Origin of the sequence: Pseudomonas sp. Os17, assembly GCF_001547895.1 — a bacterium.
In the GTDB taxonomy this organism is placed as follows: domain Bacteria; phylum Pseudomonadota; class Gammaproteobacteria; order Pseudomonadales; family Pseudomonadaceae; genus Aquipseudomonas.
In genome coordinates this window covers 1,505,167-1,529,143 of the sequence record NZ_AP014627.1, presented here as the reverse complement: position 1 = coordinate 1,529,143, position 23,977 = coordinate 1,505,167, and the positions used below count along the sequence as shown (strand labels likewise).

Here is a 23,977-nt window from a genome sequence, read left to right as displayed (position 1 = left end):
AGAAGTACTCAAGGTAGTCCCATTACGCCAGCCCGGGTAATAGCCTGGTACTACAGCGGCAAGCGGCAAGCTGTAAGCGGCAAGCTGTAAGCGGCAAGTGGCTGGCTTGCGGCTTGCGGCTTGTCGCTTGTCACTTACAACTGCTGGTCTGCCTTGAGCAGGGTTTCCAGGCAGTGCTCGCTGATCTGGTAGAAGGCCTTGAGTTCTTCGATCCTGGCCAGCAGCGGGGTCGGGTCAACCGGTTCGGCACGCTTGACCGCCAGGATCATCTTGTTCTTGTTGGTGTGTTCCAGGGAGATGAACTCGAAGACCTTGGTTTCATAACCGCAGGCTTCGAGGAACAAGGCCCGCAGGCTGTCGGTGACCATCTCCGCCTGCTGCCCCAGGTGCAGGCCGTATTGCAGCATCGGCTTGAGCAGCGCCGGGCTCTGGATCTGCTGGCGGATCTGCTTGTGGCAGCACGGCGAGCACATGATGATCGCCGCGCCGGAGCGGATGCCGGTGTGGATCGCGTAGTCGGTGGCGATGTCGCAGGCATGCAGGGCGATCATCACCTCCAGCTGGCTGGGGGCCACGCTGCGCACGTCACCGCACTTGAACACCAGACCCGGGTGCGCAAGGCGCTGCGCGGCGGCGTTGCACAGGGTCACCATGTCCTCGCGCAATTCGACGCCGGTCACCTCGCCCTCGACCTTGAGGGTGTTGCGCAGGTAGTCGTGGATGGCGAAGGTCAGGTAGCCCTTGCCGGAACCGAAGTCCGCCACCCGTACCGGCTGATCGAGCTTGATCGGCGAACTGCTCAGGGCGTGGCTGAAGACTTCGATGAACTTGTTGATCTGCTTCCACTTGCGCGACATCGCCGGAATCAGCTCGTGCTGCTTGTTGGTCACCCCCAGGTCGGCGAGGAACGGCCGGCTGAGGTCGAGGAACCGGTTCTTCTCGCGGTTGTGCTCGGCCGACGGCACATCGCGCTGGGTTTGCGGCTTGCCCCTGAACAGCGAGCTCTTGCCCTTCTTGCTGTATTCCAGCTGCACTTCATCGGTCAGGGTCAGCAGGTGGGCGTTCTTGAACGCAGCCGGCAGCAGCTCGGCGATGGCGGCGCTGCCTTCGTCCAAGGTGAAGTTCTTGGTGATGTCGCGGGTCTTGTAGCGATAGACGAAGGACAGGCACGGCTGCTCCTTGACCGTCAGCTGCTTGATGATCAGGCGTTGCAGGTCCGCTTCCGGGCCCACGTGCTTGGCCAGTACCAGCTTGATAAAGGCGTTCTGCGCAAGGCTGGTGTCGAGCAATTGCAGGAACTGGGCGTGATGATCCGGCGCGGAGCGGGCGGAAGGAGCAGTAACGGACATGGGGGCAGGTGCCTCGGGCGATGCGGGGTGTGAATCAGGGAGTGGCGGGTATTTTAGGGAGCAAACCCCGTCGGGGCACGGAGTTATTCACCCGACGGTAAAAAAACCGTCTCCCCAGGGCAGTGCAAGGCTCAAGGGCCATGGGCCGGCAAGCCGGCCCCCAAGGGGCTCAGTTGAGCACCACCAGGCGGTTGGGCAATTCGTTGCGCACCTGGGTCAGGGGCACATGGGCCTTGAGCAGTTCGCCGCTGGCCTCAATGCAGTCGAGGAAGCCCTGCAGGGTCTGGCCCTGCCGGACCTGCTGGGTAAAGTTGCGCACGATACCGTTCCACTGCTTGTTATCCAGACGCTTGGAAATGCCTTCGTCCACGAGGATTTCCACGTAGCGCTCGGCTTCGCTGACAAAGATCAGCACCCCGGTGCCGCCCACGGTGTGGTGCAGGTTCTGTTCGAGGAACTGGCGCCGGGCCAGGTTGGAGGCCCGCCAGTGACGTACCGAGCGCGGGATCAGCCGGGTGGTGATCCGCGGCAGGCGAAACACCAGGCACAGCACGATGAAGGTCGCCCATTGCGCCAGCAGCAACAGGTGCATGTTCAGCCAGCCGGTGGCGTAGTGCACCAGCCCCGGCACCACCAGCGCCAGCAGGCTGGCCCAGAGCAGCGGGATATAGGCGTAGTCGTCGGCCCGGGCGGCCAGCACTGTCACCAGTTCGGCGTCGGTCTGCTGCTCCACCCGGGCAATGGCTTCGGCCACTTGCCGTTGTTCGTATTCACTGAGTAATGCCATGTCGTTGGATTTCCGCTTTTTATTTTGAGTTACCAGCCGCCGGAGGAACCGCCGCCGCCAAAACTGCCGCCGCCACCGCTGAAGCCGCCACCGCCGGACCCACCACCAAAACCGCCACCGCCGAAACCACCCCCACCACCGCCGCGACCGCTGGTGGTGGTAATGAAACCGAGCGCCTGCGCCACCATCACCACCAGGATGAACAGCAGCACCATGAAGAGGAACAGCCACGGGTGACGCTGGACAAAATCGTCCTGCGGACTGCTCTCGCCGCCGCTGTCGTAGGCCGTGGCCGGCTCGTCCAGCGGCGTGCCGCCGAGCACCAGGAGCATGGCCGAAACCCCGTCGCTGATGCCCTTGCTGAACTGCCCGGTCTTGAACGCCGGAGTGATCACCTGGTTGATGATCACCGAGGCCTGGGCGTCGGTCAGGCGCTCCTCCAGGCCGTAGCCCACTTCGATGCGCAGCTTGCGCTCGTCCCGAGCGACGATCAGCAGCGCGCCGTTGTTCTTGTCCTTCTGGCCGATGCCCCAGTGGCGCCCCAACTGGTAGCCGTAGTCCTCGATGCTGGCGCCTTGCAGGTCCGGCAGGGTCACCACCACCAACTGTTCGCTGGTGGCCTGTTCGTGGGCTTGCAGTTCCCGAGTCAGCTGGGCGCGGACGCTCGGCTCGATCATCTGCGCGTCGTCCACCACCCGCCCGGTCAGGGCCGGGAACCTGAGTTCGGCCTGGGCCGAGACCGCGAAGACCCAGAGCAACAGCACCAGGCCGATTTTATAGAGTCGCATCAGCACCTCATCCTTAATGTTTGTCCGCGTGTACTACCAACTGCCAGACGCCCCGCCACCGCCAAAACTGCCACCGCCGCCCCTGAAACTGTCCGAATCCGAGCTGGAACTGGAGCTGGAGCTGCTGGAGTCGAACCAGTCGAATGAACCGCTGCTCGCACTGCTGTCGCGCTCGGCCCTGGGCTCGCGCCTGGACGAGTCATCGCCGGTGTCGCGCCGCCCGGCGCTTGCCGCTTCACCGTCGTCGCGCGTGTAGAGCAAGAGCCCGACCAGCGGCACGCCGACGAACACCGAGAAAAACACCAGCTTGAACCACCACAGCCATTCGATCTGCTGGTACCAGCTCTGCACCACCCAGCGATGCTCCAGCATCCGCGTGCTGTTGGGCTCCAGCAGACGCACGATGGAGGTGGTGCCGGTAATGATCCCGGAGGAGTACAGCTCATCCTTGAAGTACGGAATGATCGAGTCGTTGATGATCAGGTGCGCCCAGATATCGTCGATCCGCCCTTCCAGCCCGTAGCCCACCTCGATCCGCACCTGGCGCTCGTCCTTGGCCACCAGCAGCAGGACACCGTTGTTCCTGTCCTTGCGGCCGATGCCCCAGTGCCGGCCCAGTTGCAGGCCGAACTCCTCGATGCTGTAGCCGCCCAGGCTCGGCACCGTGACCACCACCACCTGGTCGCTGGTGCTTTGTTCAAGCCGTTCGAGCATCTGCGTCAGGTAGACCTGCGCCGAAGGCGTCAGCAACTGGGCGGTGTCCACCACACGCCCGGTCAACGGGGGGAACAGGCTTGCAATCGGTGCCGCTGTCGCCGTGGCCGTGGCCGGTGCAGGCCCGACCTGGACAGAGGGCTGCGTCGCACGCAACGGCACCCCATCCATGGGTGTTGAACCTGAGGGTTGCGCCAGTACGGCGCCACTCACCAGCCCCAGCCACAGCAGCGCGCCTCGTAGCACGCGCTGCCCGAGGGCCATCAGAATTTCACTTGCGGCGCTTTGTCGGCGTCAGGGCTGGTGGCTTCGAAGGATTCACGCACCGGCAGGTCGCTGTACATCAGGCTGTGCCACAGGCGGCCGGGGAAGGTGCGGATCTCGGTGTTGTACTTCTGCACCGCCAGGATGAAGTCGCGACGGGCCACGGCGATGCGGTTCTCGGTGCCTTCAAGCTGGGATTGCAGGGCCAGGAAGTTCTGGTTGGCCTTGAGATCCGGGTAGCGCTCGGACACCACCATCAGGCGGCTCAGGGCTCCGCTCAACTGGTCCTGGGCCTGCTGGAACTGCTTGAGCTTTTCCGGGTTGTCCAGGGTCTTGGCGTCCACCTGGATCGAGGTGGCCTTGGCCCGCGCCTCGATCACCGCGGTCAGGGTTTCTTCCTCGTGCTTGGCGTAGCCCTTGACGGTTTCCACCAGGTTGGGGATCAGGTCGGCGCGGCGCTGGTACTGGTTCTGTACCTGGCCCCAGTCGGCCTTGACCTGCTCGTCCAGGGTCGGAATGTTGTTGATGCCACAGCCGCTGAGCAGGCTGGTGAGCAGCAACAGGGCAGCGACAGGCCAGCTCGAACGCAGGCTTTGGGTGATGTTCATGGGTGGGGCTCCTTGCACAACCTGATGGAAAAGAATCTTTTGCCCGTTTTCACACATCCTGTGGGGCAAAATCTGCCTGCGCCACTGGAATGCATCGGGCTGATGGGCTAAAAGATGCCCAGCGCGAAAAAGAGTTCAGAAATAAGGCGGTGTGAAAACGTCGCGAGTGAAGGCAAGACAAGGCAAAAACAGGCGAGGACGCGAAGTGTAGGAGCCTACATGAGCATTCCGATCGGACTCGCGCACGAGCCTGTTTTTAACGCCGTATTGCCGAACGCAGTGGTTTTCACACGGCCTGAAGTGTGCTGGATTTATCTGAACAACAATAGTCGCTCCCTAAATTTTGGCTGTTCGACGCGTCACTCATGCGTCGGTCTTGAGCCCTTGAGAACACTATTCATGAATAAGCTGTGTTTGCTGGGCCTTCTGGTCAGCCTGGCCAGTCACCCTGTATTGGCCGAATCTGCCCCGGTCCCCCTGGAAAACAAAGACGCCTTTATCAACGACCTGCTCAAGCGCATGACCCTGGAAGAGAAGATCGGCCAGTTGCGCCTGATCAGCATCGGCCCGGAAATGCCCCGCGAGCTGATCCGCAAGGAAATCGCCGCGGGCAATATCGGCGGCACCTTCAACTCCATCACCCGTCCGGAAAACCGGCCGATGCAGGACGCGGCCATGCGCAGCCGGCTGAAGATCCCGATGTTCTTCGCCTATGACGTGATCCACGGCCACCGGACCATCTTCCCCATCAGCCTGGCCCTGGCGTCCAGCTGGGACATGGACGCCATCGGCCGCTCCGGGCGCATCGCCGCCAAGGAAGCCAGCGCCGACAGCCTGGACATCACCTTCGCGCCGATGGTGGACATCTCCCGCGATCCGCGCTGGGGCCGCACCTCCGAAGGCTTCGGCGAGGACACCTACCTGGTCTCGCGCATTGCCAAGGTCATGGTCAATGCCTACCAGGGCCAGAGCCCGGCCCTGCCGGACAGCATCATGGCCAGCGTCAAGCACTTCGCCCTGTATGGCGCGGTGGAGGGCGGTCGCGACTACAACATCGTCGACATGAGCCCGGTGAAGATGTACCAGGACTACCTGCCGCCCTACCGCGCAGCCATTGACGCCGGTGCCGGCGGGGTGATGGTGGCCCTGAACTCGATCAACGGCGTGCCGGCCACCTCCAACACCTGGCTGATGAACGACCTGTTGCGCAAGGAATGGGGCTTCAAGGGCCTGGCGGTGAGCGACCACGGGGCGATCATCGAGCTGATCCGCCACGGCGTCGCCAAGGACGGTCGCGAAGCGGCCAAGCTGGCGATCAAGGCCGGCATCGACATGAGCATGAACGACTCGCTGTACGGCAAGGAGCTGCCGGGGCTGCTCAAGTCCGGCGAGATCGAGCAGAAGGACATCGACAACGCCGTGCGTGAAGTACTGGCGGCCAAGTACGACATGGGCCTGTTCAAGGACCCTTACGTGCGCATCGGCAAGGCCGAGGACGACCCGGCCGACACCAACGCCGAAAGCCGCCTGCACCGCAGCGACGCCCGGGACATCGCCCGCCGCAGCCTGGTGCTGCTGAAGAACCACAACGACACCCTGCCGCTGAAGAAAACCGCGAAGATCGCCCTGGTCGGCCCGCTGGCCAAGGCCCCCATCGACATGATGGGCAGCTGGGCCGCCGCCGGCGTGCCGGCGCAGTCGGTGACGCTCTACGACGGCATGCGCAATGTGCTGGGCGACAAGGCCCAACTGGTGTACGCCCGGGGTTCCAACATCACCGCCGACAAGAAGGTGGTGGACTACCTGAACTTCCTCAACTTCGATGCCCCGGAAGTGGTGGACGACCCGCGCCCGGCGCAGCAGATGATCGACGAAGCGGTCCAGGCGGCCAAACAGGCGGACGTGATCGTCGCCGCCGTGGGCGAATCGCGGGGCATGTCCCACGAGTCTTCGAGCCGTACCGACCTGCTGATTCCCGCCAGCCAGCGCGACCTGATCAAGGCGCTCAAGGCCACCGGCAAGCCGTTGGTGCTGGTGCTGATGAATGGCCGGCCACTGTCGCTGCTGGAAGAAAACCAGCAGGCCGACGCGATCCTGGAAACCTGGTTCAGCGGCACCGAAGGTGGCAACGCCATCGCCGACGTGCTGTTCGGCGACTACAACCCGTCGGGCAAGCTGCCGATCACCTTCCCCCGCACCGTGGGGCAGATCCCGACCTACTACAACCACCTGACCATTGGCCGGCCGTTCACCCCGGGCAAGCCGGGCAACTACACCTCGCAATACTTCGACGACACCACCGGCCCGCTGTTTCCGTTCGGCTATGGCCTGAGCTACACCAGCTTCAGCCTGTCGGACATGGCCCTGTCCTCCACCACGCTGAACAAGAGCGGCAAGCTCGACGCCAGCGTGACCGTGAAGAACACCGGCAAGCGTGACGGCGAAACCGTGGTGCAGCTGTATATCCAGGACGTGGCCGGGTCGATGATCCGCCCGATCAAGGAATTGAAGAACTTCCAGAAAGTCATGCTCAAGGCCGGTGAAGAGAAGTCCATTCACTTCACCATCACCGAGGACGACCTGAAGTTCTACAACGCCCAGCTCAAGTACGCCGCGGAACCGGGCGACTTCAATGTGCAGATCGGCCTGGACTCCCAGGACGTCAAGCAACAGAGCTTCGAACTGCTCTGACCCCTGACACCGGCCGGCGCATGACCTGCGCTGGCCGGCTGCCGCTGCAATCGCCACAACCCCCGCAATTCCTGTAGCCGCTGCCGAGCCTGCGAGGCTGCGCAAAGGCCCGCAGGGCCTTGCTTGACGATCTTGAGATGTTGCGTCCCTTCGGCCGGTTCGCAGCCTGCGCCAGCGGCTACGGTCAGCCGCGCCGGTCCAGCAGGTTGACCACCAGACGGTCGACCCAGCCCCAGATCCGCTGCTTGATCCGCCGCCACAACGGCCGGTTGCGCCACTGCGCCAGGCTGATCTCTTCGCTCTGAGCGAAATCCGCCTCGAAACTGGCCGCCACCGCGCGGGTCAGCGACGGATCCAGGGCTTCGAGGTTGGCTTCCAGGTTGAAGCGCAGGTTCCAGTGATCGAAGTTGCACGAGCCGACGCTGACCCAGTCGTCCACCAGGGCCATCTTCAAATGCAGAAACCGCGGCTGGTATTCAAAGATCCGCACGCCGGCCTTGAGCAGGCGCGGGTAGTAACGGTGCCCGGCATAGCGCACCGCCGGGTGATCGGTGTTCGGCCCGGTCAGCAGCAGGCGCACGTCGATCCCCCGGGCCGCGGCCTTGCGCAATGAACGGCGCACCGACCAGGTGGGCAAGAAGTACGGCGTTGCCAGCCAGATGCGCTGCTGGCCGCTGTGCAGGGCGCGGATCAGAGAGTGCAGGATGTCGCGATGCTGGCGAGAGTCGGCATACGCCACCCGGCCCATGCCCTCCCCCGAGTCAGGAACGCGCGGCAGATGGGGCAGGCCGAAATCCACACTGGGCTTCCAGGCCCCCCGGTGCAGGTTGGCACTCCATTGCCGGTCAAACAGCCGCTGCCAGTCACGCACCGCAGGGCCGGCGATCTCCACCATCACTTCATGCCAGTCGCAGCTGTTGTGCTCGGGCTGCCAGAAATCATCGGTGACCCCGGTGCCTCCCACCATTGCCAGGGACTGGTCCACCAACAGCAGCTTGCGATGGTCGCGGTACAGGTTGAGCAGGCCCTGGCGCCATTTCAGGCGGTTGTAGAAGCGCAATTCGACACCGGCAGTTGTCAGGCGCTGGCGCAGGGGCTGGGTAAAGGCCAGGCTGCCGTAGTCGTCGAACAGGCAACGCACCCGCACCCCGCGCTCGGCGGCCTGGACCAGGGCCTGAACCATGGCCTCGGCGCAGGCCCCGGCCTCCACCAGATACAGTTCCAGCTCCACCTGCTCTTGGGCGCGGACGATGGCCAGCAGCATGCGCGGAAAGAATTCGGGACCATCGATCAGCAACTCGAAGCGGTTGCCTTCACGCCAGGGAAACACCGCCGCGCGCATTTCAGCGCGCCGTGAAGATCAGCACCGCACCCACCGGCACCGAGAAACTGATGGCCGAAAGCCCCGCAAGCTTGCGCAGGCTGTCCAACCCCGTGGCCAGGTTGAAGTCTTCGGCGTTGAGCACCAGGGGTTCCAGGGTCACCACCTGAAAGCGCCGGTCATCCAGGCGGGTGGCCAGCAGTTCGGCGTTGTAAGTGTGTTCCTGGCCGTGCAGGGTCACGGTGACCGGCAGCAACAGCTCGATCTGTGCACCGGGAGCCAGGTCGTTGATCGGGCGCAGGTTGATGTGTGCGGTGATCTGCGCCTCGGGAAACTGCTGCACCTGGAACAGTTCCTGGCGCATGCGTTCATCGCGCAGAGGAATGCCGCTGCTGACCGAGTCCATCTCGATCTGCACCAGCGCCTGGCCCTTGCCATCGACCTTGCCGTGCAGCACCAGGAAGCGCTGCACTTCGGAAATATTGGCGTTCTTGGTGGTGATGAAGGACACGCGGGATGACTCGTTGTCCAGGTACCAGTTGGCCTGGACCGGCAGCGCCAGTACCCCGAGCAGGCTGAGAAGTAGGCGGATCGGCGTACGCATGCAAGCTCCCTTGAACAGAAGGCGCCACCTTAACCGGCTGCCGTAAGGCTGGCAAACGCCGTGCTCGGGCGGCGCCCTGCGATAGAGTGGCAAGCCGCGGCTTTAGTTCAGGAACAAACCTGCGGCGCTCGCGCCGGACGGATCCGGGCCTTGCTCGGCGCCCCGCTGCCAGTCACGCCAAGCATGGATCACGCATTGCGCGCCTGCGCCGCCCGGGAACGGCTCAGGCGAGGGTTTTCTGCAGCTGTTCGACGGTTTCGGCCAGCAATCGCAAATGACGACTGCGCACCTGCTCGACACAGGCCAAATCCATCGGCCAATGCAGGGCGATGCTGCCGATCACCCGGCCTTCGGCCTGCAACGGCAAGGCCACGGCGCGGATCAGAAAAGGCAGGCGCACCGGATACTCCCAGTGGCCTTCAGTACGCTGGCCAAACCCCAGGTGCTGGGACTGGGCGCAAGCCTGTTGCTGATCTTCGACCGGTACTCGCTCGCGCTCGGCCAACCGCTGGACTTCAGCGCTGGCCAGGGCCCCCAGGCACGCCTTGCCCATGGCCGAATGAAACAGACTGGCATGCTGGCCGACAATCCGGCTGTTGATCGGGTAACGCTTGCGCAACACCGGGGGCACTGCGCTTTCCAGGACTTCCAGGTGCTCGCCGTCGAAACCCGACAAGTCGCTGACCAGCCCGGTGCGTGCACTCAATTCCAGCAGCCAGGGCACCGCCTGCTCCACCAGGCGGCGCTTGAACCTTTGTCGGCTGTCGCCGAACAGACTGCGCGCGCTCAAGCGATAGCGCCGGTCACTCAAGCCCCGGTAGATCCAGCCCTGCTCCTGCAAGGTCAGCAACATGCGCGACACCGTCGCCTTGGGCAGCCCGGTCAGGTAGTGCAACTCCTCCAGCCCCAGGGCCTGGTGCTGACCGAGTAACTCGACAATCCCCAGGGCCCGTTCCACGGAACGCACACTGCCGCTTTCGACCTTGCTGGCCATGGTCCGAACTCCCTGACTTGAGAATGGGTAAAGCCGTTACCCAGCAAGATGCGGGCCTCAGGAGCCTATCAGCGACGCTTGCCTGGTTACAGCAGGTTACCCGGGGGGCGCTGGCGCACCCATTGCGTCAGTTGTTCATGGGCGTAAGCCAACTGCAGCACAGCGTGATCGGCCTGGGCCGGACCGACGATCTGCATGCCCATGGGCAGGCCCGCCAGGTTGAATCCCACCGGAATGCTGATGCTGGGCAGGCCGGCCAGGGTCGGACCGATCACCACTTCCATCCAGCGATGATAGGTGTCCATTTCCTGCCCATCGATCTGCCTTGGCCAGGCCTGCCGTGCATCGAAAGGGAACACCTGGGCCGTGGGCAACAGCAGGAAATCGTAACGCTCGAACAATCGCTGCAAGGCGCGGTACCAATCGCTGCGACTCTGGGACGCGCGGTACACATCCGCAGCACTCAGGTTGGCCGCTCCCTCCACTTCCCAGCGGGCCTCGGGCTTGAGCCAGCGGCGTTTGTCCGGGTCGCCGTGCAACATCCCCAAAGCCCCCTGGACCAGCCAGTGCCGGTGCACCAGCCAGCAGTCCCACAACTGCGCCATGGAAAAATCCGGCTGGCAGCTTTCCACTTCGCAGCCCAGATGGGTGAAGTCGGCCAACGCCTGTTCGCACAGGCTCAGCACTCCCTGCTCCATGGCCAGGTAGCCGTTGTAGTCCCCCAACCAGCCCAGGCGCAGGCCCCGCACGTCCCGTTGCAGAGGCGCCTGCAACAGCGCCGGATCCTCCTTGAGGGACAAGGGCACCCGCGGATCGTAACCGGCCTGGGTGCTCAACAGCCGCGCCACATCGGCCACCGTGCGCCCCATCGGTCCTTCGGTGGCCAGTTGCTGCACGAACAGTTCCGGGGTCGGGCCGAAGGGCACCCGCCCCTGGGAAGGACGCATGCCGAACAGGTTGTTGAAGGCCGCCGGATTACGCAACGACCCCATCATGTCGCTGCCATCGGCCACCGGCAGCATGCGCAGGGCCAGGGCCACTGCCGCCCCGCCGCTGCTGCCGCCGGCGCTCAGGCGGCTGTCGTAGGCATTGCCGGTGGTGCCGAACAGCTGGTTGTAGGTGTGGGAGCCCAGGCCGAACTCCGGCACGTTGCTCTTGCCGACGATGATCGCGCCACTGGCCCGCACCCGGGCCACGCTGATGGCGTCCACCTGGGGCACCTGTTCGGCGAACAGCGGCGAACCCAGGCTGGTGGTCAGCCCCGCGGTGGATGCCAGGTCCTTGATCGCCTGGGGCATGCCATGCATCCAGCCCATGGACTGCCCCCGGTCCAGTTGCCGGTCGCGCTCATCGGCCTGGGCCAGCAACTCGCCCGGATCGCCCAGGGACACCAGGGCATTGAATTGCGGGTTGTAGCGCTCGATCTGTTGCAGGTAGGCCTGCATCACCTCGCGGCAGGACAACTGACGGGCGTGGATCGCCCGGGACAGCGCCAGGGCATCCAGTTCGACGATGGGCTCGCAGGCCACCGCTTCTTTGTGCTGAATCAAGACTCGCCTCCCAGGGTCAGGGCATCGGGCTTGGCATCCCGGACCGCGTCGTACATGCAATAGATGCCCAGCAGACTGAGGATCGAAGTTGCCAGGACATAGAAGGACGGCGCCACCGGCGTGGCCATGACCCGGCTCAGCCAGGTCACGATCAACGGAGCAAAACCGCCGAACAGCATCACCGCCACGTTATACGCCACGGAGACGCCGGTGGAACGCACCTCGATGGGGAACTGCTCGGCCAGGGCGGTGGGGCCAGGACCGAAGAAACCGCCAATGGCGCCACACAGCAGTATCTGCATCACCAGCAGGCGCTCGATGGACGGTGCGGCGGCGACCCACACATACAAGGGATAGACCATGACGAAAAACGCCAGGGTGAACGCCATCAGCACCGGGCGCCGGCCGACCCGGTCCGACAGCGCCCCGGCAAAGGGGATCACCAGGGTCATCAGGGCCACGGCGAACATCTGCACCAGCAGCACCTGATCCAGGGGCAGGCCGAGGTTGGTGTGGGCAAAGGTCGGCATGTTCACCAGCACCACGTAGAAGGACACGGTGCTGCCGCTGCACAGGCCCATGGACACCAGAATCGCCCGGCGCTGGCTCGACACCACCTGCCACAGCCCCGGTCCATCGCCCCGCACCTGCTTGCGCGCCTCGACGAAGGCTTGCGGCTCCTCCATGTACTTGCGGATCCACAGCCCCACCGGACCGATCAGCAGGCCGATCACGAACGGCAGGCGCCAGCCCCAGAGATCCAGGGTCTGGGGCGAAAAGAAATGGGTCACCGCCGCCACCATCGCCGCCCCACTGAACACCGCCAGACACTGGCCGACCAGTTGCCAGGAACCGTACAGGCCCTTCTTGTGGACCGGCGCGCTCTCCACCAGATAGGCCGTGGCGCTGGCGTACTCGCCACCGGTGGCGAAGCCCTGGAGCATGCGCGCCACCACGATCAGCAAGGGTGCCCCCAGCCCGATGGCGGCGTAGTGGGGAGCAAACACGATCATCGCGATGGCCAGGGTCATCAGTTGGATGATCACCATCATGGCGGCCTTGCGGCCCTTGCGATCGGAATAGATCCCCAGCAGCACACCGCCCACCGGGCGCATGAAAAATCCCACGCCGAAGGTGGCCAGGGCCATCAGCAGCGAGGTGTACTCATCCTCCGCCGGAAAGAACTGGCGGGCGATGAAGCTGGCGAGAAAGCCATAGACGATGAAGTCGTACCATTCCAGGGCGTTGCCGACGACGGCAGCTACCACCTGCCGGGTCTTGGAAGCAGCGGGGCTCGAAGTGCTCATGGGACGTTCCTTGGATACTTTTGAGCCCTGGGCCGGGCTCGGAAAAGTGCCGGGCGCCTGTAACGCCCGGGGTAATCGGAAACACAGGAGCGGCAAGGCTCAGGAGGGCTTGAGCCAGCTTTCCGCCAGGGCAGCCCAATAGGCCGCGCCGGTGAGCAGGATGTCGTCGTTGAAGTCGTAACCCGGGTTATGCACCATCGGCTGCGCCACCCCGTTGCCGATGAACAGGTAGCTGCCGGGGCAGCGTTGCAGCATCCAGCCGAAGTCCTCGCTGCCCATCAGCTTGGGGGTGTTGCCGTTGACCGCATCGGCCCCCACCAGCTCGACCCCGACCCGCCGGGCGAACTCGGTTTCTTCCGGGCTGTTGACCAGCACCGGATAGGCTGGACGATGTTCGATGCTGGCGCGGCAGCCGAAGCTTTCGGCCTGGGTGCGGATGATCGCCTTGACCCGCTCCAGCATCTGCTCGCGCACCGGTGCGTTGAGGGCCCGCAGGCTCAGGCGCAACAGCGCCTGCTGGGGAATCACGTTGGCCGCCTCGCCGGCCTGCAGGGCACCGACGGTCACCACCGCGGCTTCCTGGGTGTCGATATTGCGCGCCACCACCGTCTGCAAGGCCATCACGATGCTCGCCGCCGCCACCAGCGGGTCCACCGCCAGGTGCGGCATGGAGCCATGGCCGCCGACGCCTTCGACTATCACCTCGAGCAGATCCTGGGAGGCCATCATCGGTCCTTCGCGAAAACCCAGGTGCCCGGCCGGCAGACCCGGCATGTTGTGCAGGCCAAACAGCGCGTCGCAGGGGAAACGCTCCAGCAGGCCATCGGCGAGCATGGCCTCGGCGCCGCCCTGGCCCTCTTCGGCGGGCTGGAAGATCAGGTTCAGGGTGCCGTCGAACCGGCGGGTCGCGGCCAGGTAGCGCGCCGCCCCCAGCAGGATGGTGGTGTGGCCGTCATGCCCGCAGGCGTGCATGCAACCACCATGGCGACTGCTGTAGGGCACCCCGGTGTTCTCGATGATCGGCAAGGCGTCCATGTCCGCCCGCAGCCCCAGGGTGCGGCTGCCCGTACCGTTGCGCAGAACCCCCACGACCCCGGTTCGGCCGACCCCGGCATGCACCTGGTAGCCCCACTCCTCCAGGCAACGCGCCACCAGCGCCGAGGTGCGCTGTTCCTCGAACCCCAGTTCCGGGTGGGCATGAATGTCCTGCCGGATGGCCCGCAGGTCGCCGGCAATGTCGTTGAGCCAGGCAAGGATGTGCTGGTGTCGGGTCATGGCGTATCTCCTCTGGGCCGGGTGGCTTCCCGTTCTTGTTGTCGGAGCGCTGCACGAGGGGCCGGACCTGCTCGAAGCGCTGCGTCAGATAACCGCGCGGCGCAGCACAGGACAATCAAATGTGGTTCCACTGCATGGAACACATCATCTGCGGCGCGGCTTGATCGAGGATCAGGGATCGAGGCGGCAGCCTTCGCGGGGGCCCAGCCAGGAGGCGCCGTGGGTCCGTCCCAGGGCGCTGGCGGTGACTCGCCGGGCCTGGGGCTCATCGTTGAAACCGCTGATGGGCAGGTACTGGCGCACGTAGGCGCGGCAGTCTTCGGCGGGGTGTTGCATGACGTAACGGCAGGAGCAGTACTCCTTGGCGGTGTAGGCCCCGAGGATGTCGGGAAAGGCCTGCAACGCCACCCGCTGCTGCCAGCCCCAGCCCAGCAGCAGGAGCAGCGCCAGCAGCAACAGGCCGAGCAGCGGATGACGCCGCACCCAGGTCCGGCGCCTCATGGCGGACTCGGCTCGGGAAAGGCCGCCAGGACTCGCTTGAGCAGCTCGTTGTGTCGATAGCTGCCATCGCGATCGTCGCCATAGCGCACGATCACCAGGCGCTCGGCGGGCAGGATGTACAGCGCCTGGCCCCAATGTCCCAGCGCCGCATAAGTGTCCGCCGGCGCGTCCGGCCAGGGCCGGGGCGCACCGTCCACCGCGCGGTTGAGCCACCAGTGCCCGCCCGCCACGGCCACGTCCTGGTTGGCGCGGTAGCCGGCAAAGGGTGTGCGACAGAAATCGACCCAGGCCTTGGGCAGCAATTGCCGGTCGCGCCAGCGGCCATCGCGCTGCATCAACAGGCCGACGCGCGCCAGATCCGGAGCCGTCAGGTACAGGTAGGACGAAGCAACGAAGGTGCCGGCCGCGTCGCGTTCCCACACGGCCTGGGTGATTCCCAGGGGTTCGAACAGCGCGTGCCAGGGATAGTCCGCGTACCGCTCGGGGCCCACCATCCCCCGCAGACTGGCCGCCAGCAGGTTGCTGTCGCCACTGGAGTAGCGAAACACCTGCCCCGCCGGCGCGGCCGCTGCCTGCTGCGCGGCGAATGCGGCCATGTCCCGATGGCCCCGGGTGTAGAGCATGGCCACCACCGAGGAGTTGAGCGGTGCGTATTCGTAGTCTTCCTGCCAGTCCAGGCCCGAGGCCCAGTGCAGCAAGTCGGCCAGGGTGATACTCGGATGCCGCTGCAGCGCCGAGTAATACTGCGCGGCAGGGTCCTGCAGCTGGAAGCGGCCTTCAGCGAAGGCAACGCCCAACACCACCGCCAGCAGACTCTTGCTGGCAGACCAGATGAGATGGGGAGTCTGCGCTCCGGTGGCGCCGGCATAGCGCTCATAAAGCACCTGGCCATCGCGGATCACCAGCAACGCGTCGGTGCGAATGCCTTGCCGGGACTTCTCGTCCCTGGGCACGAAGGCGTAGTCCTCAAGCGCCTGGAGCGCCGGACCGGCGACATCCGGGGCCCGGCGCCATTGCTCCCCCGGCCACTCCTCGGCCCAGGCCGGCAAGCCGAACAGGAGCAGGAGTGCCAGCAGGGTCGGAGCTTTGCGCATGAAGGACACTCGAACGACGTCAGTGGCCGAGCCTAAACAGGACAGATGACCGTTTTACTGCAGCGCCATGCTTGCCTGTCAGCCAAGGCGTGATCAGGCCTTGTACACAACGCTCGGCCCCGCTCACCGGCAAGCCGATCCCGCGTGAGGGTGGGCCTCGTTCGGCCGGGATTAAAACGCCGCCAGGGCCTTGGCCAGGCGCTGGCCCCGGGCTCCGGCAGCCAGATCCAGCAGGCCCCGGTCCCGGGACCACTGGTTGCGCCAAGGCTCGGGGCCCTGGGCGAAGGCCGCATCGATCCCGGGCTTCAGGGCCTCGAACTGGGTGAACAAGCCGCCCAACAGAACGTGCCCGCTGCTCAAGGACGGGTTTTGCCGACTGGCTTCGGCACACCCCGCCAGCAGTGCCAGCAGTTGCAATTGCAAAGGCTGCGGCCAGCCGCTGTCCTGCCCCACCCCATACAGCCAGGCGCTCATGGCACTCAGCACGTAGATGTCTTCCAGGGTGCGGAAGGGTTTGACATAGGCGTCCCAGCCGTCGCCGGCGAGCAGTTCGCAAGCGGCGTTGTCCAGCAGCAGGCAGCCATGACCGATCTCCGGCATCAGGCCGATGGCGGGCAGGGTCTGGACCTGGACCCCCGGCTCCCCGGCATAGACCACGGTCAGGCGCAACGCCGCCGGTTGCCCGGGGGCCTCGCTGCGGGCCGCCACCAGCAGCCAGTCGGCGGCATCGCCGGCGGTGACGAAATCCTTGCGTCCGTTTAGACGCAAATCCTCCAGCCGGGTCTGCATGTCCGCCGGGCGCAGGCTGTGACGTTCGGTCGCGCACAACGCCCCCAGGCTGAGCGGCGCGCTGGGCCACAACATGCGCAAGGCCGCCTGGTAACCCACCAGGAACGCCAGCCCGGGGGCGCTCATCAGACGCCCGCCGCGCACCGCCAGTTCAAACGGCGTGACCGCTCCCAGATGGGCCAGCAAAGCCCCGTAACCCTCGGCCAGATCAGGGTTGGCGGGCAGTCGTTCACGGCTCTCGAGCAGGGCTTGCCAGGGCATTCGAAGGTCCTCAGGGGCTGTCATATAAGCATCACCAAAGCTTCATGGCGATGACACCGGGGCTACATAGCCTGACTTTGCACAACAAAGTCGATCGGCTGCAACCCAAGGCGGGTCAGTGGCCCGCACGGAGATTCACAATGACTCAGATCGCCCGCATCAGCGACACCGGCATTGAACGCCGCCTGCAGGCCGAACGCCTGATCGGCGCCCAGGCCCTGCAGGAAGCCCAGGCCCTGCGCTTCAACGTCTTCAGCGGCGAGTTCAACGCCAAGCTCAAGGGCGCGGAATGGGGTCTGGACATGGATGACTACGACATTCACTGCAGCCACATCGGTGTGCGCGACCTGAACACCGGTCGCCTGGTGGCCACCACCCGCCTGCTGGACCACCAGGCCGCCAGCAGCCTGGGGCGCTTCTACAGCGAAGAGGAATTCAGCCTGCACGGCCTGATGCAGCTCAAGGGGCCGATTCTCGAAATCGGTCGCACCTGCGTCGACCCGGCCTACCGCAACGGCGGCACCATCGCCGTGCTCTGGGGCGAACTGGCGGAGGTCCTCAACCAGGGCGGCTACAGCTACCTGATGGGCTGCGCCAGCATTCCGATGCAAGACGGTGGCATCCAGGCCCAGGCGATCATGCAGCGCCTGCGCGAACGCTACCTGAGCACCGAACACCTGCGAGCCGAACCGAAGAACCCGCTGCCGAGCCTGGACATTCCGTCCAACGTGATCGCCGAGATGCCGCCGCTGCTCAAGGCCTACATGCGCCTGGGGGCGAAAATCTGCGGCGAGCCGTGCTGGGACGAGGATTTCCAGGTCGCCGACGTATTCATCCTGCTCAAGCGTGACGAGTTGTGCCCACGCTACGCCCGGCACTTCAAGGCGGCGGTCTGATGCGCCGGCTGCGGGTCTACGGGCGCATCGCCCGGGTTCTGCTGGTGGTGGCGCTGGGGCTGAGCATGGCCAGTGTCTTCGGTCTGCTGGAGCGCCTGGGCGTGGCCAATTCCATGGTCCGGCGCCAGCGCTGGTCGCGCTTCTTCATGGCGCGCTTGAGCAATGCCCTGCCCTTCCAGATCTCGGTACATGGCGAGTTGCCCGGGCAGCCCATGCTCTGGGTCAGCAACCATGTGTCCTGGACCGACATTCCGCTGCTGGGCATGCTCACGCCGCTGTCCTTCCTGTCCAAGGCCGAAGTGCGCACCTGGCCGGTGGCCGGCTGGCTGGCGGCCAAGGCCGGCAGCCTGTTCATCCGCCGCGGGGCCGGCGACAGCCAACTGATCCGTAAGCAGATGACCCGCCACCTGCAGGAACAGCATCCATTGCTGTTGTTCCCCGAAGGCACCACCACCGACGGTCATGGCCTGCGGACCTTCCACGGCCGCCTGCTGGCCAGTGCCATCGACGCCGAAGTGTCGCTGCAACCGGTGGCGATCCGTTATTTGCGCGATGGCCAGATCGACAGCCTGGCGCCCTTCATTGGCGACGACGACCTGCTCTCGCATTTGATGCGGCTGTTCGCCCACGACCGGGGCCAGGTGGAGATTCATCTGCTCAAGCCGATTGCCTGTCAGGGCCAGGAACGTGCGGCACTGGCCTTTCAGGCACAGCAAGCGGTGCAGAAGGCACTGTTCGGCGATGTGCCCCAACCGGCCGAACCGCGCCGCAGCGGCGAACTGGTCGCCGCCTGACCCGCCCTGCTGGAGCCCACTTGCTGGCGAAGCAGCCCTCGAAGCCTGCGCCGTTGATAAGGGCGCCTTCGCTGGCAAGCCGGCTCTACAGGAGCGGATCTGATTCAGGGCAAATGGACGTGCTGCGCCGCGAATGCCTGCAACTGCGGGTAGAAGGCGCGAAAGTCTTCGCTCAACGGCTCATACAAGCGCTCCAGCTCGCCCATCGCCGCCGTCAGCTCCTGCGGCTGTGACAGGCGCCGGGCAATCCCGCGCAACACCTGCTCCAGCACCGCGAATTCGCGGTAGGAACCGAGCCAGTCATCGGCCGTCATGTAGGGCGCAATCTGCGCCAGGCGCGCCGGCAACTGCGGTTCGGCCGCCAGCACCCGGTACACCTCGGCAGTGAAGGACGGCAAGGGCTGGTCGGCGTAATGCTGCCAGTCCCGGGCCAGGCAATGGTCGAAGAACACGTCGATGACGATGCCGGCATAGCGCCGCCGGGTCAGGGAGAAACGCGACAGCGCCGCACTCACCAGCGGGTGGCTGTCGGTATAGGTATCGATGCGCCGATGCAGCTGAATCGCCGCCTCGACCTCGGGGGCAAACTGCCCTTGCAGGCGGCCTTTGACGAAATCGCCATACAGGCTGCCCAGTAATTGACCCGGACGCTGGCCGCCGAGGTGTAGATGTGCGAGATAATTCATTCGCGCAGCTTAGCACCGCGCCCAACATATCGTTATAACCCGATATACCGATAAGCAATGATTTAAGATCAAAATCATATTGGTATATCGCGAAATAACGATTTAAATTTCGCCTCATCGCGATACAACGTTTTACGGAAAACGAGCACCGCCATGTCCCTCGACCTCGACGAAATAATAAAAGCCCTGGCACATCCGGTTCGCAGGGAAATCCTGCACTGGCTGAAAGACCCGACAGTCGAATTTCCCGATCAGGCTCACAGCAATGAGCACGGCGTCTGTGCCGGACAGATCGATCAACGCTGCGGCCTGTCGCAGTCGACCGTGTCCGCCCACCTCGCCACCCTGCAGCGCGCCGGCCTGATCAGTAGCCGAAAAGTCGGCCAATGGCATTTTTTCAAACGCAATGAGGAAGTCATCCAGCAGTTCCTCACGCAAATGAGCCAACAGCTCTAGACCTGACAAGGACCCGACAATGCCCCTTTCACTCATCATCCTGGCCTTGAGCGCCTTCGCCATCGGCACCACCGAGTTCGTCATCATGGGCTTGCTGCCCGATGTGGCGGCGGACCTCGGGGTGTCGATTCCCGGCGCAGGCTGGCTGGTCACCGGCTACGCCCTGGGCGTGGCCATCGGTGCGCCGTTCATGGCCCTGGCCACCGCCCGCCTGCCACGCAAGGCGGCCCTGGTGGCGCTGATGGGGATCTTCATTGTCGGCAACCTGCTGTGCGCACTGGCCAGTGATTACAACGTGCTGATGTTCGCCCGGGTGATCACGGCGCTGTGCCACGGTGCCTTCTTCGGTATCGGTTCAGTGGTGGCCGCCGGCCTGGTGCCGGCCAACAAGCGCGCCTCGGCCGTGGCCCTGATGTTCACCGGCCTGACCCTGGCCAACGTCCTTGGCGTCCCGCTGGGCACGGCCCTGGGCCAGTCGGCCGGCTGGCGCTCGACCTTCTGGGCGGTGACGGTGATCGGCGTGGTCGCCCTGATCGGTCTGCTGCGCTTTTTGCCGGCCAAGCGCGATGAGGAAAAACTCGACATGCGTTCGGAACTGGCCGCCCTCAAGGGTGCCGGAATCTGGCTGTCCCTGAGCATGACCGCGCTGTTCGCCGCATCGATGTTCACCCTCTTCACCTATGTCGCCCCCCTGCTCGGTGATGTCACCGGCGTCTCGCCCCGGGGCGTGACCTGGACCCTGCTGCTGATCGGCCTGGGCCTGACCCTGGGCAACATCATCGGCGGCAAGCTGGCGGACAAGCGCCTGGGCGCCACCCTGATCGGCGTGTTCGCCGCCATGGCGGTGGTCTCCACCGTGCTGACCTGGACCAGCGTGGCGTTGATTCCCACGGAAATCACGCTGTTCCTCTGGGCCACCGCCTCCTTCGCCGCGGTGCCGGCCTTGCAGGTCAATGTGGTGACCTTCGGCAAGGCCGCGCCGAACCTGGTTTCGACCCTGAACATCGGCGCCTTCAACATCGGCAACGCCCTGGGCGCCTGGGTCGGCGGCAGCGTCATCGCCCACGGTTTCGGCCTCACCAGCGTACCGCTGGCGGCGGCGGTGCTGGCGATTCTGGCCCTGCTGGTGACGCTGATTACCTTTCGCCAGGGCGGCAACGCCGAACTGGCTCCTGCAACCCACTGATCCGTCTCTTTCCTCTATAGAAGGCTGCATTCCATGACCACTCTCTTTGATCCGATCAAGATCGGCGACCTCGAACTGTCCAACCGCATCATCATGGCGCCGCTGACCCGCTGCCGCGCCGACGCCGGCCGCGTGCCCAACGCACTGATGGCCGAGTACTACGTGCAGCGGGCTTCCGCGGGCCTGATCCTCAGCGAAGCCACCTCGGTCACCCCAATGGGCGTCGGCTACCCGGATACCCCCGGCATCTGGTCCAACGATCAGGTGCGTGGCTGGGCCAACGTGACCAAGGCAGTGCATGGCGCCGGCGGCAAGATCTTCCTGCAACTGTGGCACGTGGGGCGGATTTCCCACCCGTCCTACCTGGACGGCGAAACCCCGGTGGCCCCGAGCGCCATCCAACCCAAGGGCCATGTCAGCCTGGTGCGTCCTCTGGCCGACTACCCGACCCCGCGGGCCCTGGAAACCGCTGAAATCGCCGACATCGTCGAGGCTTACCGGGTCGGCGCGGAAAACGCCAAGGCCGCCGGTTTCGACGGCGTGGAAATCCACGGCGCCAACGGTTACCTGCTGGATCAGTTCCTGCAAAGCAGCACCAACCAGCGCACCGACCAGTACGGCGGCTCCCTGGAGAACCGTGCCCGCCTGCTGCTGGAAGTCACCGACGCGGCCATCGAGATCTGGGGCGCTGGCCGGGTGGGCGTGCACCTGGCGCCTCGCGCCGATTCCCATGACATGGGCGACGCCAACCTGGCGGAAACCTTCACCTACGTTGCCCGCGAACTGGGCAAACGCGGTATCGCCTTTATCTGCTCCCGCGAGAAAGAAGGCGCCGACAGCCTGGGCCCGCAACTGAAAGAAGCCTTCGGCGGCCCGTACATCGCCAACGAGCGCTTCACCAAGGACAGCGCCAACGCCTGGCTGGCTGCCGGCAAGGCTGACGCCGTGGCCTTCGGTGTGCCGTTCATCGCCAACCCGGATCTGCCCGCGCGCTTGAAGGCCGACGCGCCGTTGAACGAGGCGCATCCGGAAACCTTCTACGGCAAAGGTCCGGTGGGCTACATCGACTACCCGACGCTGTAAGCCGGCCCCGGTAAAGCCAAAAGCCCCGACTCTCGCGAGCCGGGGCTTTTTTGTAGGCACCGGGATCAGCGCCTGCGTTGCGTCCAGGCCACCGCGAGGCCACTGAGGCAGATCACCGTGATGCCGATCAGGCCGTAGCGGTCCGGGGTATGCCCGAAGATCAGGTAGCCGTACAGACCGGCGAACAGAATCTGCCCGTAACTGAACGGCGCCAGCATCGCCGGTGCGGCATGGCGGAACGCCTGGGTCAGCAGCATGTGGCCGAGCATGCCGCAGGTGCCCAGGCCGATCATGAACAGACCATGGACAAATGACGGCGTGCTCCAGAAAAACGACAGCAGCGCACTCATGATCAGGCTGTTGAGAATCCCGGTGAGAAAGTTGCTGGTGGTCGGGCTGTCGATACCGCTGAGCTTGCGAGTCAGCAACTGATAGAAGCCGAAACACAGCGCCGACCCCAGGGGCAGCAGGATCGCCGGGGTGAACAACGCCCCCCCGGGCCGCACCACGATCAGCACCCCGACGAACCCGGCGAGCACCGCCAGCCATTGCGCCCGACTGACCCGTTCGCCCAGGAACGGCACCGACAGCGCAGTGACCAGCAAGGGTGCCAGGAAGTTGACCGCCGTGGCTTCCGCCAGAGGGATATAACGCAGGCCGGTGGTGAACAACAGGCTGGTGCCGATCAGGCACAAGGCCCGCAGCAGTTGCAGGCCAGGACGTTTGGTACGCACGACCGCGGAAAAACCGCTGCGGGGAACGAACACCACCAGCATCAGCAGGGTGTGAACCACGTAGCGGGCCCAGACCACCATGACAATGGGATAAAAAGCCGAGAGGTACTTGGACAACGTGTCATGGCTGGCAAAGAGCAGAACCGCCAGGCAGATCAGGGCAATCCCCTTGATCGGCTGCTCTGCGCCTTTGAACGGTGAAGGGTTCACACTCATTCACACACCCGCAACAAAATCCCTACAAAATACGTAGCTCGCTATCTATCAAGATGCGGCCAGCCCGTATATAAAAGCACCCCATCGCGATGGCGAGCGCGGGAATGGATATCCGTCGCGGTAAATCTTGACACAACTGGATTCAATTACGCATGTTGTCTTGATGACGCAAGTTCGGGCTCAAGCGCAACATATCCAGCCCGATGTCGATCCAGCGCTCTGCCTCGGTGTGCAGGGCGAAGCTCTCAGGGGCCAGCAGCCATTGGTAAAGGATGCCATCGATGAAGGCGCGCATGCTGATAGCCGCCCGCTGCGTATCAAGATTCTCGGGCAATTGCCCGCGATTCACTGCATTGGTCAGCGCCAGCTCGATGCGCACGTTGCACTCCAGGCTGGCGGTGCGACGTTGACGCCGCAGATCGCACATTTCATCGGTGAATTCGCACTTATGAAACAGAATTTCATTAATGCGTCGGGTTTTCGGGTCCAGGGCAACTTGATGAAACAAATGAATCAACAACTTGCGCATCCAGCCCAACGGATCCATTTCATCTACATTCTCACTGGCGGCAGCCATCTCATCCAAAGGTTCACGCAGGCTGTCGAGCATGGCCTGGACCAGATCGGCCTTATTACTGAAATGCCAATAAATGGCACCCCGCGTCACCCCCGCCAGCGCCGCGATATCGGCCAGGGTGGTACGCGCCACGCCACGCTCGTAAAAGGCCTTTTCGGCGGCCTCGAGTATCTGGCTGCGAGTTTCTTGAGCTTCCTCTTTGGTACGACGGACCATGGCAGTAAAACCTCGATCAGGATCTTTCAGCGATGCGTGAAGACCTTCTGAATAAATATGAAACGGCATCTCGGGTGCCGTTTGCCCAGCCTACAATTCAACACCTACAGGGGCTTGTGTAACCGAATGGGTACGCCGCCAGGGTATTTACAAACAGCCGTGAACGTAAGTATATTCCTTAGCAAGCTACTAATCCACTCAGCCAACTCTTTTTAACCTTCCACTTTTCTTGTGCG

General features: G+C 64.4%; 23 protein-coding genes. 6 read left to right on the top strand and 17 right to left on the bottom strand.

Annotated elements, in window-relative coordinates:
* Positions 1-134 precede the first annotated feature (134 nt).
* From POS17_RS06870 to POS17_RS06850, 5 genes are all read right to left on the bottom strand, one after another.
* Entirely contained in the window at positions 135-1,349 is a 1,215-nt protein-coding gene (locus tag POS17_RS06870) for a class I SAM-dependent methyltransferase (RefSeq protein ID WP_060837909.1), read from the bottom strand.
* Between the two features lie 169 nt (positions 1,350-1,518).
* Positions 1,519-2,136, bottom strand: a complete 618-nt coding sequence (locus POS17_RS06865; protein WP_060837908.1) for a TPM domain-containing protein — start codon at positions 2,134-2,136, stop codon at positions 1,519-1,521.
* Positions 2,137-2,165: 29 nt separating this feature from the next.
* A complete protein-coding gene (locus POS17_RS06860; protein WP_060837907.1) occupies positions 2,166-2,924 on the bottom strand; it encodes a TPM domain-containing protein in 759 nt (252 codons plus the stop codon).
* Between the two features lie 33 nt (positions 2,925-2,957).
* Positions 2,958-3,902 (bottom strand): TPM domain-containing protein, encoded by a 945-nt coding sequence (locus POS17_RS06855; protein ID WP_060837906.1) that lies wholly within the window; start codon positions 3,900-3,902, stop codon positions 2,958-2,960.
* Positions 3,902-4,510, bottom strand: coding sequence for a LemA family protein (locus POS17_RS06850; RefSeq protein WP_016965469.1), 609 nt, complete (start codon positions 4,508-4,510; stop codon positions 3,902-3,904). Before POS17_RS06850 ends, POS17_RS06855 begins: the two co-directional genes overlap by 1 nt.
* Positions 4,511-4,909: 399 nt before the next feature.
* Here POS17_RS06850 and bglX point away from each other — a divergent pair, with 399 nt between their 5' ends.
* Positions 4,910-7,201 carry a beta-glucosidase BglX gene (gene bglX, locus POS17_RS06845; RefSeq protein ID WP_060837905.1) on the top strand — a complete coding sequence of 764 codons (2,292 nt, stop codon included), beginning with the start codon at positions 4,910-4,912 and terminating at the stop codon, positions 7,199-7,201.
* 184 nt (positions 7,202-7,385) lie between these two features.
* On the opposite strand, the gene POS17_RS06840 is transcribed toward bglX, so the two are convergent.
* The 9 genes from POS17_RS06840 to POS17_RS06800 form a co-directional block, all read right to left on the bottom strand.
* Positions 7,386-8,543, bottom strand: a complete 1,158-nt coding sequence (locus tag POS17_RS06840) for a phospholipase D-like domain-containing protein (protein WP_060837904.1) — start codon at positions 8,541-8,543, stop codon at positions 7,386-7,388.
* A gap of 1 nt (position 8,544) precedes the next feature.
* Entirely contained in the window at positions 8,545-9,126 is a 582-nt protein-coding gene (locus tag POS17_RS06835) for a YceI family protein (RefSeq protein WP_060837903.1), read from the bottom strand.
* A 223-nt stretch (positions 9,127-9,349) separates the two neighbouring features.
* The gene (locus POS17_RS06830; protein WP_060837902.1) at positions 9,350-10,120 is read right to left on the bottom strand and encodes an IclR family transcriptional regulator; all 771 of its coding nucleotides are present in this window, start codon (positions 10,118-10,120) and stop codon (positions 9,350-9,352) included.
* A gap of 86 nt (positions 10,121-10,206) precedes the next feature.
* Positions 10,207-11,670, bottom strand: coding sequence for an amidase (locus tag POS17_RS06825; RefSeq protein ID WP_231979010.1), 1,464 nt, complete (start codon positions 11,668-11,670; stop codon positions 10,207-10,209).
* Positions 11,667-12,977, bottom strand: a complete 1,311-nt coding sequence (locus POS17_RS06820) for an MFS transporter (RefSeq protein ID WP_060837901.1) — start codon at positions 12,975-12,977, stop codon at positions 11,667-11,669. Before POS17_RS06820 ends, POS17_RS06825 begins: the two co-directional genes overlap by 4 nt.
* A 99-nt stretch (positions 12,978-13,076) precedes the next feature.
* Positions 13,077-14,252 carry a M20 aminoacylase family protein gene (locus POS17_RS06815; protein WP_060837900.1) on the bottom strand — a complete coding sequence of 392 codons (1,176 nt, stop codon included), beginning with the start codon at positions 14,250-14,252 and terminating at the stop codon, positions 13,077-13,079.
* A 171-nt stretch (positions 14,253-14,423) separates the two neighbouring features.
* Positions 14,424-14,753, bottom strand: a complete 330-nt coding sequence (locus tag POS17_RS06810; RefSeq protein ID WP_060837899.1) for a hypothetical protein — start codon at positions 14,751-14,753, stop codon at positions 14,424-14,426.
* A complete protein-coding gene (locus POS17_RS06805; RefSeq protein WP_060837898.1) occupies positions 14,750-15,847 on the bottom strand; it encodes a serine hydrolase domain-containing protein in 1,098 nt (365 codons plus the stop codon). Before POS17_RS06805 ends, POS17_RS06810 begins: the two co-directional genes overlap by 4 nt.
* A 171-nt stretch (positions 15,848-16,018) precedes the next feature.
* Positions 16,019-16,897, bottom strand: coding sequence for an acyl-CoA dehydrogenase (locus POS17_RS06800; protein WP_060837897.1), 879 nt, complete (start codon positions 16,895-16,897; stop codon positions 16,019-16,021).
* A 140-nt stretch (positions 16,898-17,037) separates the two neighbouring features.
* Here POS17_RS06800 and olsB point away from each other — a divergent pair, with 140 nt between their 5' ends.
* Both olsB and POS17_RS06790 read left to right on the top strand, forming a co-directional pair.
* On the top strand, positions 17,038-17,793 hold the full coding sequence (gene olsB / locus POS17_RS06795; RefSeq protein WP_060837896.1) for an L-ornithine N(alpha)-acyltransferase: 756 nt from the start codon (positions 17,038-17,040) through the stop codon (positions 17,791-17,793).
* Positions 17,793-18,587 (top strand): lysophospholipid acyltransferase family protein, encoded by a 795-nt coding sequence (locus POS17_RS06790; protein WP_060837895.1) that lies wholly within the window; start codon positions 17,793-17,795, stop codon positions 18,585-18,587. The genes olsB and POS17_RS06790 overlap by 1 nt, the downstream gene beginning before the upstream one ends.
* Before the next feature lie 104 nt (positions 18,588-18,691).
* Here POS17_RS06790 and POS17_RS06785 read toward each other — a convergent pair whose 3' ends face one another.
* The gene (locus POS17_RS06785) at positions 18,692-19,273 is read right to left on the bottom strand and encodes an acyl carrier protein phosphodiesterase (protein WP_060837894.1); all 582 of its coding nucleotides are present in this window, start codon (positions 19,271-19,273) and stop codon (positions 18,692-18,694) included.
* A 153-nt stretch (positions 19,274-19,426) separates the two neighbouring features.
* On the opposite strand from POS17_RS06785, the gene POS17_RS06780 reads away from it, so the two are divergent.
* From POS17_RS06780 to POS17_RS06770, 3 genes are read left to right on the top strand one after another with little or no spacing between them, the layout of a single operon-like run.
* Entirely contained in the window at positions 19,427-19,729 is a 303-nt protein-coding gene (locus POS17_RS06780; protein ID WP_016965050.1) for an ArsR/SmtB family transcription factor, read from the top strand.
* A gap of 19 nt (positions 19,730-19,748) precedes the next feature.
* On the top strand, positions 19,749-20,915 hold the full coding sequence (locus tag POS17_RS06775; protein WP_060837893.1) for an MFS transporter: 1,167 nt from the start codon (positions 19,749-19,751) through the stop codon (positions 20,913-20,915).
* 33 nt (positions 20,916-20,948) lie between these two features.
* On the top strand, positions 20,949-21,998 hold the full coding sequence (locus POS17_RS06770) for an alkene reductase (protein WP_060837892.1): 1,050 nt from the start codon (positions 20,949-20,951) through the stop codon (positions 21,996-21,998).
* A gap of 65 nt (positions 21,999-22,063) precedes the next feature.
* Here POS17_RS06770 and POS17_RS06765 read toward each other — a convergent pair whose 3' ends face one another.
* Both POS17_RS06765 and emhR read right to left on the bottom strand, forming a co-directional pair.
* Positions 22,064-22,948, bottom strand: a complete 885-nt coding sequence (locus tag POS17_RS06765; RefSeq protein ID WP_060837891.1) for a DMT family transporter — start codon at positions 22,946-22,948, stop codon at positions 22,064-22,066.
* A 142-nt stretch (positions 22,949-23,090) separates the two neighbouring features.
* Complete coding sequence (gene emhR / locus POS17_RS06760; RefSeq protein WP_060837890.1) at positions 23,091-23,741, bottom strand: efflux system transcriptional repressor EmhR; 651 nt, start codon at positions 23,739-23,741, stop codon at positions 23,091-23,093.
* Positions 23,742-23,977: the final 236 nt, after the last annotated feature.